Annotated in this window: 16 protein-coding genes; 12 read left to right on the top strand and 4 right to left on the bottom strand. The window is 41.1% G+C overall.

Annotated elements, in window-relative coordinates; translation table 11 throughout:
• Window positions 1-28: 28 nt before the first annotated feature.
• The 6 genes from BN6556_RS04650 to BN6556_RS04625 all read left to right on the top strand — a co-directional run bounded on the left by BN6556_RS04650 (window position 29) and on the right by BN6556_RS04625 (window position 8844).
• Complete coding sequence (locus BN6556_RS04650; protein ID WP_066187857.1) at window positions 29-1012, top strand: LacI family DNA-binding transcriptional regulator; 984 nt, start codon at window positions 29-31, stop codon at window positions 1010-1012.
• A 163-nt stretch (window positions 1013-1175) separates the two neighbouring features.
• The gene (locus BN6556_RS04645; RefSeq protein WP_066187855.1) at window positions 1176-2510 is read left to right on the top strand and encodes an ABC transporter substrate-binding protein; all 1335 of its coding nucleotides are present in this window, start codon (window positions 1176-1178) and stop codon (window positions 2508-2510) included.
• Between the two features lie 174 nt (window positions 2511-2684).
• Window positions 2685-4016: an ABC transporter substrate-binding protein gene (locus BN6556_RS04640; RefSeq protein ID WP_066187852.1), complete on the top strand. Its 1332-nt coding sequence runs from the start codon at window positions 2685-2687 to the stop codon at window positions 4014-4016.
• Window positions 4017-4122: 106 nt separating this feature from the next.
• Complete coding sequence (locus BN6556_RS04635) at window positions 4123-5436, top strand: carbohydrate ABC transporter permease (RefSeq protein ID WP_066187850.1); 1314 nt, start codon at window positions 4123-4125, stop codon at window positions 5434-5436.
• A gap of 14 nt (window positions 5437-5450) precedes the next feature.
• The gene (locus tag BN6556_RS04630) at window positions 5451-6272 is read left to right on the top strand and encodes a carbohydrate ABC transporter permease (protein WP_066187847.1); all 822 of its coding nucleotides are present in this window, start codon (window positions 5451-5453) and stop codon (window positions 6270-6272) included.
• A 325-nt stretch (window positions 6273-6597) separates the two neighbouring features.
• Entirely contained in the window at window positions 6598-8844 is a 2247-nt protein-coding gene (locus tag BN6556_RS04625) for a glycoside hydrolase family 3 C-terminal domain-containing protein (protein WP_066187846.1), read from the top strand.
• Window positions 8845-8963: 119 nt separating this feature from the next.
• On the opposite strand, the gene BN6556_RS04620 is transcribed toward BN6556_RS04625, so the two are convergent.
• Entirely contained in the window at window positions 8964-9914 is a 951-nt protein-coding gene (locus BN6556_RS04620) for a sodium:calcium antiporter (RefSeq protein ID WP_066187845.1), read from the bottom strand.
• Window positions 9915-10062: 148 nt separating this feature from the next.
• On the opposite strand from BN6556_RS04620, the gene BN6556_RS04615 reads away from it, so the two are divergent.
• Window positions 10063-10542 carry a metal-dependent hydrolase gene (locus BN6556_RS04615; RefSeq protein ID WP_066187844.1) on the top strand — a complete coding sequence of 160 codons (480 nt, stop codon included), beginning with the start codon at window positions 10063-10065 and terminating at the stop codon, window positions 10540-10542.
• Here the strand turns inward: BN6556_RS04615 and BN6556_RS04610 are convergent.
• On the bottom strand, window positions 10539-11258 hold the full coding sequence (locus BN6556_RS04610; RefSeq protein ID WP_066187842.1) for a MurR/RpiR family transcriptional regulator: 720 nt from the start codon (window positions 11256-11258) through the stop codon (window positions 10539-10541). The genes BN6556_RS04615 and BN6556_RS04610 overlap by 4 nt on opposite strands.
• Before the next feature lie 179 nt (window positions 11259-11437).
• Between BN6556_RS04610 and BN6556_RS04605 the strand changes: the two genes are divergently transcribed.
• From BN6556_RS04605 to BN6556_RS22045, 3 genes are all read left to right on the top strand, one after another.
• Complete coding sequence (locus tag BN6556_RS04605) at window positions 11438-12880, top strand: glycoside hydrolase family 1 protein (protein ID WP_066187840.1); 1443 nt, start codon at window positions 11438-11440, stop codon at window positions 12878-12880.
• A gap of 950 nt (window positions 12881-13830) precedes the next feature.
• Complete coding sequence (locus BN6556_RS04600) at window positions 13831-14598, top strand: tyrosine-protein phosphatase (protein ID WP_066187838.1); 768 nt, start codon at window positions 13831-13833, stop codon at window positions 14596-14598.
• A 55-nt stretch (window positions 14599-14653) separates the two neighbouring features.
• A complete protein-coding gene (locus BN6556_RS22045) occupies window positions 14654-14827 on the top strand; it encodes a hypothetical protein (protein WP_161485672.1) in 174 nt (57 codons plus the stop codon).
• 30 nt (window positions 14828-14857) lie between these two features.
• Here BN6556_RS22045 and BN6556_RS04595 read toward each other — a convergent pair whose 3' ends face one another.
• A complete protein-coding gene (locus tag BN6556_RS04595) occupies window positions 14858-15676 on the bottom strand; it encodes a CAP domain-containing protein (protein ID WP_066187836.1) in 819 nt (272 codons plus the stop codon).
• Between the two features lie 373 nt (window positions 15677-16049).
• Here BN6556_RS04595 and BN6556_RS04590 point away from each other — a divergent pair, with 373 nt between their 5' ends.
• Window positions 16050-17216 carry a TraB/GumN family protein gene (locus tag BN6556_RS04590; protein ID WP_066187833.1) on the top strand — a complete coding sequence of 389 codons (1167 nt, stop codon included), beginning with the start codon at window positions 16050-16052 and terminating at the stop codon, window positions 17214-17216.
• Window positions 17217-17329: 113 nt separating this feature from the next.
• A complete protein-coding gene (locus BN6556_RS22605; protein ID WP_262361277.1) occupies window positions 17330-17464 on the top strand; it encodes a hypothetical protein in 135 nt (44 codons plus the stop codon).
• Between the two features lie 95 nt (window positions 17465-17559).
• On the opposite strand, the gene BN6556_RS04585 is transcribed toward BN6556_RS22605, so the two are convergent.
• Entirely contained in the window at window positions 17560-18444 is an 885-nt protein-coding gene (locus BN6556_RS04585; protein WP_066188973.1) for a TIGR01777 family oxidoreductase, read from the bottom strand.
• Between the last annotated feature and the right edge of the window lie 103 nt (window positions 18445-18547).

Genomic DNA, 18547 nt, shown 5'->3' with positions numbered 1-18547 from the left:
TCAGAAAAAAATGAAAGGAGGTAACAAAATGCCAACGATTCAAGATGTAGCCAAGAAGGCAGGAGTATCCGTGGCTACGGTGTCCCGAGTACTAAATAAACCATCATCCGTAGCAGAAAAAACCCGAGAGAAAGTGAATAAGGCGATGAAGGTGTTAGATTATTCACCCAGTATCTTAGGGAGAAATTTGCGAAATTCGGAAAGTCGCATGTTGTTAGTTTTATTGCCAAAGATATCGAATCCTTTCTATTTGAGAATAGTTGAGGGAATTGAAGAAACCGCTTTAAATTATGGTTATCATATATTAGTATGTCAAACGCACACCACTTCAGAGCGAGAAGATGTTTATTTCAATTTGTTGAAAAACCAGCAGGCGGCTGGGGCCATTACTATGGATCCGCTGATTAATCGTCAGACCATTTCTAGTTTGGCAGAGCAATTTCCGATTGTGCAATGCAGTGAATATGATAAGGAACAAAGCCTGTCTTATGTCACCATCGATAGTGAATTAGCGGCTTATCAAATGACAAAATTTTTATTGAAGCAAGGGCATCAGCGTATTGCATTTGTAAATGTTGGAGAGCATTACTTATATGCAAGGGATCGAAAAAAAGGATTTATTCGTGCATTAGAAGAATTTCACATAACAGTTGAGGAAGATTGGTTCTACTACGCAGATAGTGTGACCTTTGAAGCTGGGCAACAAGCGATGCGTTCTCTATTGAATAGAGAGAAAGCGTTTTCTGCTGTGTTTGCCGTATCCGATATTTTGGCGATTGGTGCTTTAAAAGAATTAAATATGCAAGAGATTAGTGTGCCGGATGAGGTAGCGATTGCAGGATTTGATAAGATTGATTTTACCAACATGACATATCCAACATTGACAACTGTTTCACAGCCAATGTACAAAATGGGGTGTGCCTCCGTAGATATGTTAATCAAGAAGATTCAAGGAAAACAAGTGGAAGATATTATTTTAGAACATGAGTTGATTATACGTGAGTCCACATGACAGAGAGTGACAGTAGCTCACATCATCCGTTCCTTCCAAACCGACTTCATTAATTAAATTTATTTTTTAGGAAATGGGTGAAGGTACTGCGTGTTTCTGTTATAATTTTAATGAAATCGTTTACAAATGGTGGCGATTATCTAAACAAAAGGGGTGTGTAACGATGTTATCAACTAAAAAAGGCTTGTTATCCGTTTTACTTATTTTGTTAGCACTATTTATTGCTGCTTGTAGCGGAGACAGTGGTTCGGAAAATGGCGCAAGTGGCGATGATGAAGGAAATAATGCTGCAGAAAATGAAGGCGCTTCAGAAGAAAATGAAGAGGAAGTTACCATCGTTTATGCAACCGGTGTGGATACGACAGGTGCTACCCAAAGACAGATTGAGGTATTTGAGGAGGAGCACCCTCACATTAACGTGGAGTATCGCGAAATGCCTGCCGATACGGGACAACAGCATGATCAATATGTCACCATGTTTAGTTCACAAAGTGATGAAGTGGATGTGTTCAATGGTGATGTCATTTGGTCGGCAGAATTTGCCCAAGCCAATTATGCGATGGAGCTAGATCGTTTTATTGAAGCTGATGGCATAGATTTGGAGGCTCATTTTAATGGTCCGATTCAAGCGGGGAATTATGATGGTAAACAATGGTCATTGCCGGTGTATGTCAATGCCTCTTTCCTTTATTACCGAACGGATATCACCGATACACCGCCAGAGACCTGGGATGAATTAATAGAACAATCGGAGCAGCTGCAAGGAGAAGGAGGTACAGAATTTGGTTATTTAATGCAGGGTTCACAATATGAAGGTCTTGTCACCAATTTTGTTGAAATAATTGCTTCTTATGGTGGTAATGTGATCGATGAAAATAACAATGTCGTGGTCAATAGTCCGGAGACAATCAAAGGTATTGAAAAATTAGCGGAGATTGTCCAATCGGATTTTGTTCCTGGGAATATATTGAATTTTAAAGAAATCGAAACGGAAAATGCTTGGATTGCTGGCGATTCGGTGTTTGCCCGTAACTGGACATATATGCAATCCTCTTCTAATGATGAGGAACGTTCTGATGTGGCAGGTAATGTAGAAATTGCACCAATTCCTGCTGGTGATGAAGGTACTGCCTCTGCGTTAGGTGGATGGATGGCGATGATTAATCGTTATTCTGAGCATCCAGAGGAATCATGGGAGTTAGTTAAATTTTTAAGTAGTGCAGAAGGTCAAAAAATTGGCGCTGTCGAAGGGGCGAGGGCACCGACTGTGGAATCAATATATGATGATCCAGAGGTTCAAGAGGCTGGCCCATTGTTTTCAAATCCAAGTTTTATTGAGGGACTAAGAACAGCTGTACCTCGCCCGGTATCACCGATCTATCCAGAAATCTCTGAAATTATTCAAATTGAAGTTTCACGGGTTTTTACAGATGAACAGACAGCCGAGGAAGCAGCAGAGAATATGCAGTCGAAAATTGAAGAAGCTATGATGGAGTAAGATAGATGGAGGCAGAGGGCTACCTATGTGCCTCCATTTTTCTGCAAAAACGGTTCATTACAGACAAATTTCAAAAAATGTTTGACTTATAAAGGAAGTTTGATATAATAAATGTAATCGATTACAAAAACAAGACAATCGATTGCATTATAACAAGTTATAGGAGGGTCTGTTATGATACAGATGAAAAGGTTGCTTTTATTAGGTTTATTAGTATTGTTTGCTGTATTCGTTGTTGCGTGTGGCGGAGACAGCGGTTCGGAATCAGACAATGCCGGTTCTGATGAAAATGAAAGCGGTTCAGAAGAAGGTGGAGATGCTGAAGAAGGGGAAGAAGTAACCATTGTTTATGCAACAGGGGTGGATACAACAGGTAAAGTAGAAGCTCAAATTGAAGAATTTGAGGAATTAAACCCAAACATCACGGTTGATTATCGCGAAATGCCATCAGACACAGGGCAACAACATGATCAATATGTAACGATGTTTAGCTCACAAAGTTCGGAGATAGACGTGTTTAATGGCGATTCAATTTGGCCAGCAGAATTTGCTCAAGCAAACTATGCGTTAGAATTAGATCGTTTTATTGAAGCAGACGGCTATGACTTAGACGCTCACTTTGATGGTCCGATACAAGCAGGTAATTTTGATGGGAAACAATGGGCGTTACCGTTATTCATTGACGCTTCCTTCCTTTACTATCGTACAGATGTAACCGATACACCACCAACGACTTGGGATGAATTAATTGAACAAGCTGGTGAGTTACAAGGAGAAGGTGGAACAGAATTTGGTTATATCACACAAGCCAATCAATATGAAGGTTTAGTAACGAATTTCGTCGAAATCATTGCTTCGTATGGTGGAGCTGTACTTGATGAAAATGATGAGGTAGTAGTAGATAGTCCAGAGACTGTGAAGGGCTTAGAGAAATTAGCAGAGATTGTTCAATCCGATTTTGTTCCAGGAAATATTCTTAACTTCCAAGAAATCGAAACAGAGAATGCTTGGATTGCTGGTGATTCCGTATTTGCTCGTAACTGGCCATATATGCAATCTTCTTCTAGTGATGAAGAGCGTTCGGAAGTAGTTGATAATGTAGATATTGCACCTCTTCCTGCGGGAGATGAAGGAAGCGCTTCCGCTTTAGGTGGTTGGATGGCCATGATTAATCGTTATACAGAACATCCAGAAGAGTCTTGGGAATTAGTAAAATATTTAGCTGGTGAACCAGGTCAGAAAACAGGTGCTATCGTCGGTAACCATGCACCAACGATTGAATCACTGTATGATGATCCAGAAGTACAAGAGGCGGCTCCATTATTCCAAAACCCTGAGTTCGTGGAAGGGCTAAGTCAAGCTGTACCACGTCCGGTATCACCAATTTATCCAGAGATTTCTGATATTATTCAGATTGAAGTTTCTCTCGTGTTAACAGGCGAACAAACAGCCGAGCAAGCAGCACAGAATATGCAGACAAAAATAGAAGACGCTATGGCAGAATAACGCTTGATACCGGAGACGAGCAAGATGAGTACGTTCGGTCTCATCTTGCTTTTTCTTTTAAGTATACATTGGATGGTGTACTTAGCAGAAAGGGAGGGAAAGAAACGTGAAAAATTTTCAGCTGAACGAAAAGCAGCTAGGTTATATGATGATATTACCATCAATTATTTTGGTGGTGCTCGTTACCTTATGGCCTGTTGCTCAGTCCTTTTATAATAGTTTATTCGATTATCGATTGAATGATCCCAGCAGATCACAACGTATGCTGGATGCCAACATGGATTTAGAGAGTTATGTGGATAATTATTTTTATATTGATGGTCAACTGAGTGATCTGGAAGGTAGTGTAGATGGTGAGGCTTTGGCGACGATCCAAGAGGCGAGAGAAACCATTGAAAGTTATCACGGAGAATTAGCTTCAGATGACGAAATCAATACTAAAATGGAAGAAATTGATGAGAAATTAATGAATTACGAACCGATTTCAGATCAGGATTTGAAATATGCTGAGATCGATAGTGATTTTGCCACCGATTATCGAACCGCTTTAGAAGGTATTTCAGAAGACTTGCAAGCGATGTCAGAAAATGCAAGTGATGAAGAATCGGCGCAAAGTTTAGAACAGGCGAGTTCTTTGATATCGGCTACTAGTGGCGATATTTTAGAGTCCAACTTTATTGGTGTGTCGAATTACATTAAGTATTTCAAAGATGCACGAATGTGGCAATCTCTCTGGAACACAGTACTATTTACGGTTGTTTCCGTTGGGTTTGAGCTTGTCTTAGGCTTGGGAATTGCTTTGTTAATCAATCGTGCCTTTACAGGGCGAGGGATTGTCAGGGCGTCTGTACTTATACCTTGGGCGATTCCAACGGCGGTTGCAGCCATGATGTGGGGCTTTCTCTATGATGGACAAACAGGTATCGTTGCCCATTACTTTGAACAGCTCCATTTGATACCAAATACGTCCTGGCTGTTATCGACTTCAAGTGGTGGAATGTTCTCGATCATCTTTGCCGATGTGTGGAAAACCACTCCGTATATGGCGCTGCTCTTGTTAGCAGGTTTACAGACGATTCCGAAGTCACTATATGAAGCAAGTGATGTAGATGGTGCGAATAAACTGCAACAATTTTTTAAGATTACGTTACCTTTATTAAAATCATCTATTTTGGTTGCGTTGTTGTTTAGAACATTAGATGCCTTCCGTGTGTTCGACCTTATCTACGTACTGACTGGTGGTGGACCAGCAAATGCTACCGAATCCATTTCGATATACGCATATGTTACCTTGTTCTCCCAACAAAACTTTGGTGAAGGTTCCGTATTATCGGTTATTGTGTTCTTGTCTGTAGCATTAATTAGCTTTATTTATGTCCGCTTAATCGGTTCAGATCTATTCGCAGGACGTACGAAATAAGGAGGAGAAAGCATATGAATAAACGTGCAGGTATAGGATTTTATATATTCCTTGTCATATTTGTATTTCTGGTAATGTTCCCTTTTATCTGGGTATTCTTAACGTCGATAAAACCAGTTGGCGAAATATTCACATCATTTAAATGGTTTACAAGCAATCCGACGTTAGATTCTTATCAGGCGGCGTTAACCAATCGGCCGTTATTACGCTACATGTTAAACAGTTTTGTTGTATCCAGTTTAACCACGCTTTTGGCAGTGTGTTTTGCGGCATTTGCTGCGTATGCGGTGACTAGATTGCCGATTAAAGGAAAGGGAATCTTTTTAGGGGTTGTATTAGCTGCCTCTATGTTTCCGCAAGTTGCGATTATTTCACCAATCTTTAATTTGGTGACGGATTTGGGACTTCGTAACAGTTATATCGGTTTGATTATCCCATATTTAACGATCAGTTTACCGTTATCGATTTGGATTTTATCCACTTTCTTTCAGAAGATTCCTTTCGAATTGGAAGAATCGGCAAAACTGGATGGGGCAAGCCCGTTTCAAACGTTTCGCAAAATCATTTTTCCATTGGCAACACCAGGTATTTTCACAACGGCGATTCTGGTATTTATCGCGGCTTGGAATGAGTATCTATTTGCCTTAACTATCAATAGTGATGATAATTGGAGAACGATTCCAGTTGGGATTTCCATGTATCAAAGTGAATACTCGGTACCGTGGGGAGACATTTCCGCAGCAACGGTTATTGTAACCATCCCAATTGTCATCTTAGTATTAATGTTCCAGAAACGAATTGTATCTGGTTTAACATCAGGTTCAGTAAAAGAATAATTTGATAAAAAAAGTGCGGCAGTAGGTTTTTATAAGCTTTCTGTCGTACTTTTTGTGTGATGATGGACAGTGTTTTTAGAGGTGGATGGTCGTTGTTTTCTATGAATTGTGCGGACTGAGGAACGGGAAGTGCGTTCTCCAATCCGTAAGAATGCCACTGGAGAGTCACTACTGATTTTTTTCTCTGGTAATAGCAAGTGCAGTCCTTGCTTCATTCCATCTCACAGCAGCGAATCTTCGCTATGATTATTCCGAGACAATCTAGTAAAATAGGTTTAAGGTTACCATTTTTAGATAATAAATAATAATAAGAGAGGTGGATCAAATGCAAAATTATATAGATAAGATCAACGAAATGACGTTAGAGGAGAAGGCAAGCCTTTGTTCAGGGTTTGACTTTTGGCACTTGCAGGAAATTGAACGTTTGGGAATTCCATCTGTGATGGTCACGGATGGACCTCATGGTTTGCGGAAACAAGCGCAAGGATCCGATCATTTGGGATTACATAATAGTGTGCCTGCTACTTGTTTCCCCTCTGCTGCAGGGCTCGCTAGTACGTGGGATAAAGAGCTAATCTATCAAGTAGGAGAGGCGCTTGGAAAAGAGGCACAAGCAGAAGATGTAGCAGTGTTATTAGGACCTGGTGCGAATATTAAAAGATCCCCATTATGCGGACGGAATTTTGAATATTTTTCAGAAGATCCGTATCTTTCTTCTGCGATGGCAACATTCCACATTAAAGGTGTGCAAAGTCAAGGTGTGGGCACTTCGCTCAAGCATTTTGCCGTCAATAACCAAGAGCATCGTCGGATGTCTGTGGATGCTATCGTTGATGAACGAACACTACGAGAAATCTATCTAGCCAGTTTTGAACGAGCGGTAAAAGAAGCTGAGCCGTGGACGGTAATGTGTGCTTATAACAAAGTGAATGGCGAATACGCAGGAGAAAACAAGCGGTTGTTAACCGATATATTGCGTGAAGAGTGGGGTTATCAAGGATATGTTGTTTCCGATTGGGGAGCAGTCAATGAACGGGTACAGGCATTGGAAGCAGGTCTGGATTTAGAAATGCCTGCCAATAATGGAGTGAATGATCGCCAAATAGTAACAGCCGTTCAAGAGGGCAGATTGGCAGAACAAACATTGGATATGGCACTTGAGCGTATGTTGCATATACTAGATCAAGCGGTCAGCAATCGAAAAGAAAGTGCCAGTTATGATAAGGAACGGCATCATCAATTAGCACGACAGGTAGCTGCCGAGGCGGCAATTTTATTGAAAAATGAAGGAAGTATCTTACCTTTAGTGGGAAATACGAAGGTAGCTGTTATCGGTAATTTCGCTGAAGAACCACGTATCCAAGGGGGCGGAAGTTCCCATATCAATCCAACTCAGGTAGATAGGGCGATCGACGAACTGCAAGCATACACCTCCGATATCACCTATACAGCAGGTTATCCATTAGCAACGGATCGAGTAGATGAAGAAGAAGTAATCAAGGCACAGCAGCAAGCACAAGAAGCAGAAGTAGCTATCTTGTTTGTGGGACTTCCAGATCGTTATGAATCAGAAGGTTATGACCGAAAGCACCTGCAGATTCCAGAGAATCACCGTTTGCTGATTGAAGCCGTTGCAGAAGTACAACCCAATACCGTGATTGTGTTGAGTAATGGTGCACCGATCGAGATGCCTTGGCTGGATCGTGTGAAGGCTGTGGTGGAAGGATATTTAGGTGGACAAGCATCAGGTGGTGCGATTGCTGATGTCTTATTTGGTAAAACCAATCCAAGTGGTCGATTGGCAGAAACTTTTCCAGCAAAATTGAGTGATAATCCGTCATTTCTTAATTTTCCAGGTGAAGGAGATAGAGTGGAGTATCGAGAAGGCATTTTCGTTGGTTATCGTTATTATGATACCAAAGAAGTAGAGCCGTTATTTCCTTTTGGTTATGGTTTAAGCTACACGAATTTTTCCTATCGAGATCTTCAGGTAGATGTGAAGGAGATCACCGATCAAGAATCATTACAAGTATCGGTCAAGGTGAAAAATACAGGTGCGTTAGCGGGGAAGGAAGTGGTTCAGTTATATGTAAAAGATGAAGAAAGTTTCGTGCAACGACCGGAAAAGGAATTAAAAGGGTTTGAAAAGGTATGCCTCGAGCCTAATGAAGAAACAACCGTGACGTTTATGTTGGATAAACGAGCTTTTGCTTATTACGATGTGGAGTTAGCCGATTGGCATGTGGAAACAGGTGATTTTCAATTGTTCATCGGCAGGTCATCGCAAGAAATGGTGCTTTCCGATCGTATTCATGTTACGAGCACGGTTGAGCGGCCATTTGTTGTGCATCCGAATACACTAATGGGTGATCTATTTGTCCAGCCAAGGTTAGCCCCTGTCGCCAAGCAATTATTAGTAGAAAACAGTCCTTTTGCCGGCAGTGATGATGACAATGAGATGATGGAGGCAATGGTTCAGAATATGCCATTACGCGCTTTGGTTAATTTTGGTGGCGGGGCCTTTACTCATGAGAAACTAGCGGAAATGATCAATGAATTGAATAAGCTATAGATAGGTCATTCATTGCTAAGCGCAGCCCTTGTAACTGACTTGCAGTGACCCAAAACAAAGCCCCCGAACGCCTCATCTGTTCGGGGGCTTTGGATATAAGGATTTGTAATTCTAATTTCTTAAAACATCATATAAGAAACGATAAAATAAATAATGATCGTCATTAGAGATGGAAAGGTATAAACAACCAACCTTTTAACGGAAGGACGGAGTAATGTGTATACCGTCAAGGCAATCATGATCATTCCTAACAATGCTGTCATGATGCTGGAAGGACTCACCATATTCAAGATAGCCCCTTTTCGATAGAAGACGTCTGTCACGACAAGTAGCTGTAAATTAAACAGATTACTGCCTAAAATAGCACCTACAGCAACAGAATATTTCGCCATTTGAAAGGCGGCCAGTACGGTAACAAGCTCCGGTAAGGACGTGGTGGCTGCAATCAGAAAGCTTCCGACAAAACTGGAATTCATTCCCGTCTGTTGTGCAATCTCATCCCCGGATATGGTTAATATACTCCCTGCTAGAAAGACAGTCAGTGCTGCCAAAATAAAGCGAATGATTCCCTGTTTTAATGTAAATGAAGAGGTGACCTCAATGTCTTCTTCGACATTATCCAATTTTCGCATGACAATAAGATAGATAAACACTAACAAATACATCTCTATACCAATATGAAGAAAACTAGGAGAGCTGTCCCAAAACATAGAAACTAGTAATATGGCTGTCATGACAAACCCGGTAATTGCGATGGGGAGATGTGGCTGCAGATCCAAGTTATTAAAGACGCGTCTTCGTCGATAAATCAAATCGAACGCCATGAGAATCAGAATATTAAATACATTGCTTCCCAGCATATTTCCTACTGCAATATCTGCGTTATCAATATAAACGGCCGTTAGACTGGTTGTCAGCTCCGGTAGACTGGTAGCTCCGCCTATTAGCAACGTTCCTATTACAGCTCCGCTTAATGAACTCTTTTGATTAATCACATCTCCATATTTGTTTAACTGGATAGCTGCGAGTACAACGATCAAGGCAGCAATGATAAAGATAATAAATGTCATGGTTGTCCCCCTATTTTTTCTATCACTCTATATCATTAAATAAAATAGATAGAAAGTCAATTAAATAAATGTTTAAAACGTATGTTCTTTTTGCTGGATTGATGTTATGCTAAGAAAGCGAATCTCATAATAAAGGAGTCAACAAACGATGACAGGAAAAACACATATCATGGCAGGCATTGCCGCTTCAACCGCAGTTGCTGCCATCAATAATGATTATGAAGCGTCATGGTTGATTGCAGCAGGTGCATTGGGAGGAATTATACCGGATATCTGTCATGGCGGGAGCAAGATTGGCCGGAGGTTTCCTGTGCTTTCTAAAGTGGTAAATACGGTATTTGGCCATCGAACATTTACCCATAGTCTGTTATTTCTAGCGCTGATGGCTTTCATTTTAACCAGATTCGTGGATAATAGCTCGATCATAACCGGCATATTAATTGGTATGGGAACACATTTGGTCTTGGATGCCTCGACGAAAAATGGGATTAAACTGTTGTACCCAGCCTCTATCACCATTCGACTGCCAATCACAACGAAGACAGGAGGAACTGTAGAAAATATCGTTTTACTTGTTTTAACAGTGGTTACGATTTATTATGCCAATCATCTATTAAACTTTTTCTAAATCGATATTTTTCGGGCAACGGCTTCCAATATATAGACAACCGGCACTTGTGTGGTAATATTGGCGAACTGAAACCATTCTTCGGTTACATAATATGCTAGATTCACATCAGACAGCTTGGCAATGGTGGATAATTTATTGTTGGTAATGCTAATAATATAGCTGCCATCCTGTTTTAATTGATGAACTTGAGTAATGGTAAAAGGAGTTTCCCCTGATACCGATAAAATGATGGCAACGCTGTTGTTGCGGAATTTCGCATGAATAGGGTAGTGTGGGTCTTTTACATACATCGAAAATTTCCCAATACTAGAGAAGTATCGAGCCCCGTATTCTGCCAAAATTCCTGAACTACCCATCCCGGCGAACAGAACATTCTCTGCTTCACTGATGAGATCAGCTGCTTCATTCATACGTTCTTCTAAGTCTCCGGTAAGGGTGCGCTCAAAGAATTCGGTAATCGAATGCTGCGGGCTTTTGATGATGGTTTTGGTTGGCTTGTCCAAGCTCATTTTTAATTTTACTTTAAACTCCGAGAATCCTTCACAGTCAATTTTTCGACAAAAGCGCAAGATGGTTGCCGTAGAAACATGGGTGGCATCGGCCAATTCTCTAATGCGCATATAGGCGACTTTCTCCCTATTGTGTGATATGTAATTGTATACAGCCAATTCCAGTTCGTTAAAAGAGGCGATCATTTCATGTGTAAATAACATACTCCTCTTCCTTTCAATCGGTATCTTTCACCATTATAGCACATAAAAGTAACAGGGTGTAACAAAGTAGAAACAAATAACCAAACGTGTTATAAGCAACAAAAAATGCCGAGTATATTTACTTTGAAAAGGGTAAAAATTTATAATTGATAGTAATAAAAGACACAGGAGGTTATCGCATGACAGCAAAATCCTATTCTTTCCCAGAAGGTTTTCTATGGGGAGGCGCAACTGCAGCTAATCAAATCGAAGGTGGATTTCATGAAGGCAATAAAGGCTTGAATATTGCTGATGTGTTACCAGGTGGCAAAGGTCGTTTGGATATTTTAAAAGAGCCCGGCTTTAACTTTGAAATTGATCAGGACAAGTATTCCTATCCTAATCATGAGGCGATTGATTTCTATCATCGCTATAAAGAGGATATCGCCTTGTTTGCGGAAATGGGTTTCAAAGTATTCCGTCTTTCTATTGCTTGGACAAGGATCTTTCCAAATGGGGACGAGACAGAGGCGAATGAAGAAGGTTTGGCCTTTTATGATCGCGTGTTGGACGAATTACTTAAGCATAACATTGAACCAGTTGTCACCATTTCTCACTATGAAATGCCTGTCAACCTTGTTAAGCATTATGGCGGTTGGAGAAGTCGCGAGGTTGTTAGCTTCTTTGAACGTTACGCAAAAACCATTTTGACACGCTATCAGGATAAAGTGAAATACTGGATGACTTTTAATGAGATCAACAGTGGCTTAGTGATGCCGATAATGGGTCTTGGTTTCTCTATTCAAACAGAAGAAGACAAATACCAACCTACATTCCAAGCATATCACCATCAATTTGTAGCGAGCAGTTTGGCAGTCAAGGCATGTCATGAGATTATTCCTGAGGCACAAATTGGTTGTATGATTATTTATACTCCCGTTTATGCATATGATTCCAATCCTCAGAACGTAATGCATGCCTTGCAGGAGGAGCGTTTGTTCAATAACTTCTGCGCCGATGTACAAGTGCGCGGGGAATATCCTGCCTTTATCAAACGCTATTTTAAAAAGTATGATATTGAGTTGGATATACATGATGGGGATTTGGAGCTAATTAAAGAACATACGGTAGATTATATCGCCTTTAGTTATTATATGAGTCGGACGGAAAAGGTAGAAAAAACACCGGAAGAACAAACACAAGGTAATATCATGGCCGGCGTCAACAATCCTTTCTTAGAAGCTAGTGATTGGGGTTGGGAAATTGATCCAATTGGTTTGCGTGTATCCTTAAATGAATTATATGATCGTTACCGCAAACCACTTTTCATAGTGGAAAACGGGCTCGGTGCAAAGGATAAGGTAGAAGCAGATGGTTCGGTGAATGACGATTATCGCATCGAATATCTCCGAGACCATATCGCAGCCATGGGTGAAGCGATAGAAGATGGTGTAGAGCTAATGGGTTATACCCCGTGGGGCTGTATCGACTTGGTAAGTGCTTCAACCGGTGAAATGTCGAAGCGTTATGGCTTTATCTATGTGGATAAAGACGATGAAGGCAATGGCACCTTAGCAAGAAGCAGGAAGAAATCCTTCTATTGGTATCAGCGTGTGATGGAAACGAATGGCAAGGAGTTATAAAAAAAGTGGTATTGTCAGAGCTGCTGCAACGTGGATGTTGCAGCAGCTTTTCTATTGTATGTCGGGAATGATCTGATAGGGGCAAACGCGTTCCTGAGTGAATTTAGAACGAATCTAACAGACAAAAAACGGTCGAATCGCAAAGTTTTGTCCATAAGAATGAATGAATCTCGCGGACTGAAAGCGAGCAAACCGTGATCTACAGTCCGTAAGAACGAATCTCGCGGACTGAAAACGAGCAAACCGTGATCTACAGTCCGTAAGAATGAATCTTGCGGACTGAAAACGAGCAAATCGTGATCTACAGTCCGTAAGAATGAATCTCGCGGACTGAAAACGAGCAAATCGTGATCTACAGTCCGTAAGAATGAGCACATGGATTGTGTAATCAAGAGAAAAAAGCTCCCATACGTTCCATACGAACAAGCTGTTCCTTCTCGCCTACAGTGTAGCACTATATGTCAGCGCAGACCAACCATGTAGACTCTCCAAAGGTTCGCAGACTAAGACCGCAACGTCCTGTGCATCGCAGGGCGAGCTGAAGATCCACTTGAAAAGCGGTTTTCTTTTCAAGTTAGCGGAAGCCGTCCCCATGGCAGACTAAGATCGCAACGTTCTGTTGCAACGTCTGCACTAGTACGTCCTATACGTCGAAAAGCGTAATGGTTGGCCGAAGCGCAGTTACGCGCAAGCAAGAGCTCAACGTAATGACAAAGAACGAAGGATTACTTAACCAAAAAGCAAGCACTATCATGATGAACCTGTTTATCCTAGAATGGCAAGATATTCACGTCTATTCTTAAGTGCGAAAGTTGAGTAAAAAAGTAAAAGATAATATCACTAAAAAAGGTATCGTCGCCCTTAATAGCCTTGCTTTTTCATTGCCCTCGGTAACCTGTATCCGATAAAATAAATAGCAGTAAGACAATTTTGGGGGAAGGGTGTCTCATATGTCCAAGCGTGAAGTTAGTGAAATACCAATAGAAGGAGCGATTAATTTTCGTGATTTGGGAGGTTATCCGACGGTAGATGGTCGCCAAGTGAAAAAAGGGTTGCTTTTCCGATCAGGCGATCTTTCACAGCTCACAGAAAAAGGGAAGCAGCAATTGTTTGATCTGGGTGTACGCTGCATTTGTGACTTTCGAGGAGAAACAGAACAGCAGAATCATCCAGATCCAACCATAACAAATGCCCAACATGTGGCCTTATCCTTGATTCGGGAAGAGCAAGTGGTGGACCCACGCCAGCAGCAAAAGCATGTGGATGAACTGGCAGAGAAGTCAACACCTGAAGAATTATTAAAGGGAGTTAATCGAATGATGGTCGATCAAGAACCGCTTCTTCGTCAGTTTCTAGATTTAGTCATCGACACAGAACAGGCACCACTAGTGCTGCATTGTACAGCTGGCAAGGATCGAACCGGGATTGGGAGTGCACTAATTCTGTTGAGTCTAGGAGTTTCAAAAGAGATAGTGATGGAAGACTACTTAAAAACGAATCAATATGCAGATCAATTAATGCTATTAAGTCCCCACCCTGCCATGGATAAAGGAATGGAAGACTTCTTGCAGGGAATGATGGAAGCACGGACAGAGTATCTGGATGCATTCTTGGACGGAATAGATCAGAAATATGGTTCATTTGATATCTTTTTAAAGGCAGGTTTAGGTATTACAGCAGAACAAAGAGAAGCAATGCAAGATTTCTATCTTGTCTAAAAAATGATTGGATCCTCTGTAATGGTAGACGAAACTGGAAAAGGGGGAAACTTGTTTGATTGAGATTATATACCTTATCATCCTCATTGCTTTTGTAGTGTTAATGATAGTAGGAATGATAAGGCTTGTTAAATTTTCCAAACGTCGTACACAAGAACTGCGACAATTACAAGAGCGGTTAGAGGAAGTCAAGCGCAAACAATCTTATTATCATAAACAAAACCGTTGATAACGAGATCAACGGTTTTGTCATGTTTCCTTATTTACCAATAAATTGTTGTGTCCATACATTGCCATTCTCTACATAACCAACACCGATGTGAGTAAAGTCGCCATTAAGAATATTGGCCCGGTGACCTTCACTATTCATCCATGCATTAACCACTTCTTCTGGAGAACGTTGTCCTTTGGCAATATTTTCTCCGGCAGTTTGATAATCAATACCAAATTGCTTCATCATATCAAACGGAGAACCATAAGTTGGACTGTTGTGGCTGAAGTAGCCATTATTCGCCATATCTTCTGATTTTGCTTTGGCTACCTTACTAAGCTCTGTATCTACTTCCAATGGAGCCAATCCTTGATTTTCACGTTCTTGGTTCGTTAAATCAACCACTTCTTGTTCAAATTGGCTTAACTCATCAGAAGCTTGCTGACTTTCTTGTTCAGGCTGTTCAGTAGCCTCTTGATTTTCTTGTTCAGGCTGTTCAGCGGTCTCTTGACTTTCTTGTTCAGGAGCTTCTGTTGTTGTTTCTTCCGCTTGTGGTTGTTCAGCAGTTGGCTGCTCAGGCGCAGGTTGTTCTTGCGCTTGTTCTTCAGCCGGTTGTTCCGTTGTTTCTTCTGCTGGCTGCTCCTCGTTCTTTGTTTCCTCTGGCGCTGCCTGTTCTTTTTGTGGGAGTTGAACCGCACATTTATCTAAGAACTTCTGAATATCAGATTCAGAGAGTTGTTGTATCGACATAAACGAATGAACGTTATGTGTTTGATGTTGCTGAGCAGAGACTGTATCAGTGGAGAATCCTGCTGCAATTGTTAATGCACCTGTAAGGGCAATTCCTGTTATAACTTTCTTTATCATGTTTAAACACACTCCTTTGTTTTTGTTTCGTCATTATCATAGCATGGATTTTTTGTAATAATAGTGGATATATTTTCATAAAAATAACCCTATCTCTATTTGCCTGGTTTTAAAGGAATAATAGAAAGCTAGATTTCCATATCATGGTCTCATTAGCAAAAACAATAGAAAAAATTCCTATTGACAGGTTATCAATAGGGAGTTTAATGTAACAATTTGTAACAAAATAGTGTCGAATGTAACGAAAAATGAAATAATACTCCCTGCGTCAATTGATAAGGATTAATGATAGGTTTTTTGGTTACAATCCTTTATAATGGATGCAGGTAAAATGTATGGCACAAGTTTTGTAAAGTGAAGGTAGGAATCGATCATGTCGGAGGAAAATATCACAAGGATCACATTAGATAATAAAGAATATATATTAATCGGTACGGCGCATGTATCGAAGCAAAGTGCAGAACAGGTAAAAGAAGTAATTGAGCAGGAACAACCAGATTCGGTTTGTGTAGAGCTGGATAAGCAGCGTTATGAGTCAGTGATGAATGATAATGGCTGGCGCGATATGGATATTTTTCAAGTCATTAAGCAAAAAAAGGCGACGCTCTTATTAATGAATCTTGCTATTTCTTCCTTTCAGAAACGGATGGCCAAGCAATTCGGTATTAAATCTGGTCAGGAGATGATTCAAGGGATTGAATCGGCAGAGGAAACGGGAGCGGAACTAGTGCTGGCGGATCGCAATATCCAGATTACTTTTTCCCGGATTTGGGGAAGCATGGGGCTCAAAGGGAAAATGGTGCTCTTGTCGCAAGTATTAGCTGGGGTTTTCTCACAAGAAACCATTTCTGAAGAAGATTTAGAGAAAATGAAATCCAAGGATGCGATTGATAGTGTTTTAAACGAGTTTTCGGAAAGCTTCCCCGCATTAAAGCGGCCGTTAATCGATGAGCGTGATCAGTACTTGGCACAAAAAATCAAGCATGCCCCTGGCGAGAAGGTGGTCGCCGTCTTAGGAGCGGCGCATGTCCCTGGAATTACAAAAGAAATCAATAAGGAGCAGGATTTAAAAAAATTGACAGCAAGACCGCCAAAATCAAAACTGCCTAAAATCATAGGCTGGTCGATCCCGCTTCTCGTCATTGCCTTAATCGTATATACCTTTATAACGAATCCAGATGCGGGCTGGCAGCAGTTGTTGAGCTGGTTAATCTGGAACGGAAGTTTATCAGCTATTGGTGCGATCATAGCATTAGGCCATCCTGTCGCCGTCCTTACGGCACTACTTGCTGCACCTATTACGTCCTTAAATCCATTGATGGCTGCTGGTTGGTTTGCTGGTTTTGTGCAGGCTTTGGTCAGAAAACCACACGTTGCTGACTTTGAATCGTTGTCGGATGATGTTCATACCGTGAAGGGGTTCTGGCATAACAAAGTAACCAGAATTTTACTCGTCATTGTGTTCGCAAATATCGGAAGTGCGCTGGGAACCTTTATTGCAGGTACCGATATTATTCGTGTGTTTATTCAACATTTATAAAATAAAAATCGGGCTTTTTAGTAAGAAAGTCCGATTTTTTAGATAAAACTAGAACATTAGTTCGTTATTTGTTATAATGTAGACAACCCTCTCGTGAGGAAGGGGGTGAGGATATGGAAGTGGTTGTAACCAATGTGGCGTTAGCAGTTGGGTTAGCTGTAGCATGTATTAACTTGATTACTGCTGTTATCAGCTATCGCAAACAGAAAAAAAGGGATCGCCGCTCTGCCAAGCGACGATCTGAGTAAAGCCACATGAGTGTGGGGGTTAACCTCACACTCACTCCATATTCTCCTTTTATTATACTAGAAGTATGCCTGTTTTGTAAATAAAATCTGTTTGTTTAATAGATAGCGTCGACCGCTTGACCAATTGTTGGATATTGGAAGGTATATCCTGCTTGCTGTAAGCGTTCCGGTAATACCCAACGACTTTTTAGGATCAGTTCCGTTTCTGTCTGCAGGAAGACAGCGCCTAACTCTAACAATGGAGCCGGTGCAGACAAGCCTAATGGACGGTGCAACTTGCTGCGTAAGGTTTGCATCAGCCGGTAATTGGGGACAGGGTGAGGGGAAGAACAGTTAAACACCCCTTCTAATTCCTCGTGTTCTTGCAAAAACAAGATAATCTGGAAAAGATCCTCGATATGAATCCAGCTAAACATCTGCTTCCCATCACCTTGTGAGCCGCCTAAGCCAAACATTACCAGATTTTTGTATGGAGTAGCTACTCCGCCATTTGGTCCTAATACGATGGCGGTTCGCAATGCTACTTGTCTGGTTTGCTTTAATGAAAAACGGAAAAAGCTTTTTTCCCATTTGGTAGCAACATCGACGGAAAAGCCTGTCCCTATTTCACCATCTGCTTCCGTCATGGGGCGATCTTCTGCATGACGATAAATGGTGGCCGTGCTTGCATTAATCCATAAGGGAGGTGGAGAGTCACATGCCTGAATCGCATCACCTAACAATTTGGTTGTTCCTAGTCGTGATTGAATGATTTCCTGTTTATTCTCTTCATTATAACGGCAGTTCACCGTTTTTCCAGCTAGGTTGATTACCATCTCAGCGTTTTCCAGTGCTTGCACCATGCCAGCATGATCATTCCATTTGATCGCAGGTGCCCGACGCGCGATGATTTCAACTTGGTAACCTCTCTTCTCCAATTGTTGCTGCACATATTTTCCGATAAAGCCAGTCCCGCCAGCTAGTACTGCTTTTTTCACGATACCTCCCCTTTCTGAGAAAACATGCCCCAAGCATAACAAAGTATTGATATTTGTAAAAGTTTTTCTGACAAGTGTTCTCTCTTTTGTTATAATACGATGTAAA

Origin of the sequence: Gracilibacillus timonensis, assembly GCF_900086715.1 — a bacterium.
GTDB classification, from domain to species: Bacteria; Bacillota; Bacilli; order Bacillales; family Amphibacillaceae; genus Gracilibacillus; species Gracilibacillus timonensis.
The sequence above is the reverse complement of the archived record's forward strand: the minus strand, read 5'-3'. Positions and strand labels throughout refer to the sequence as shown.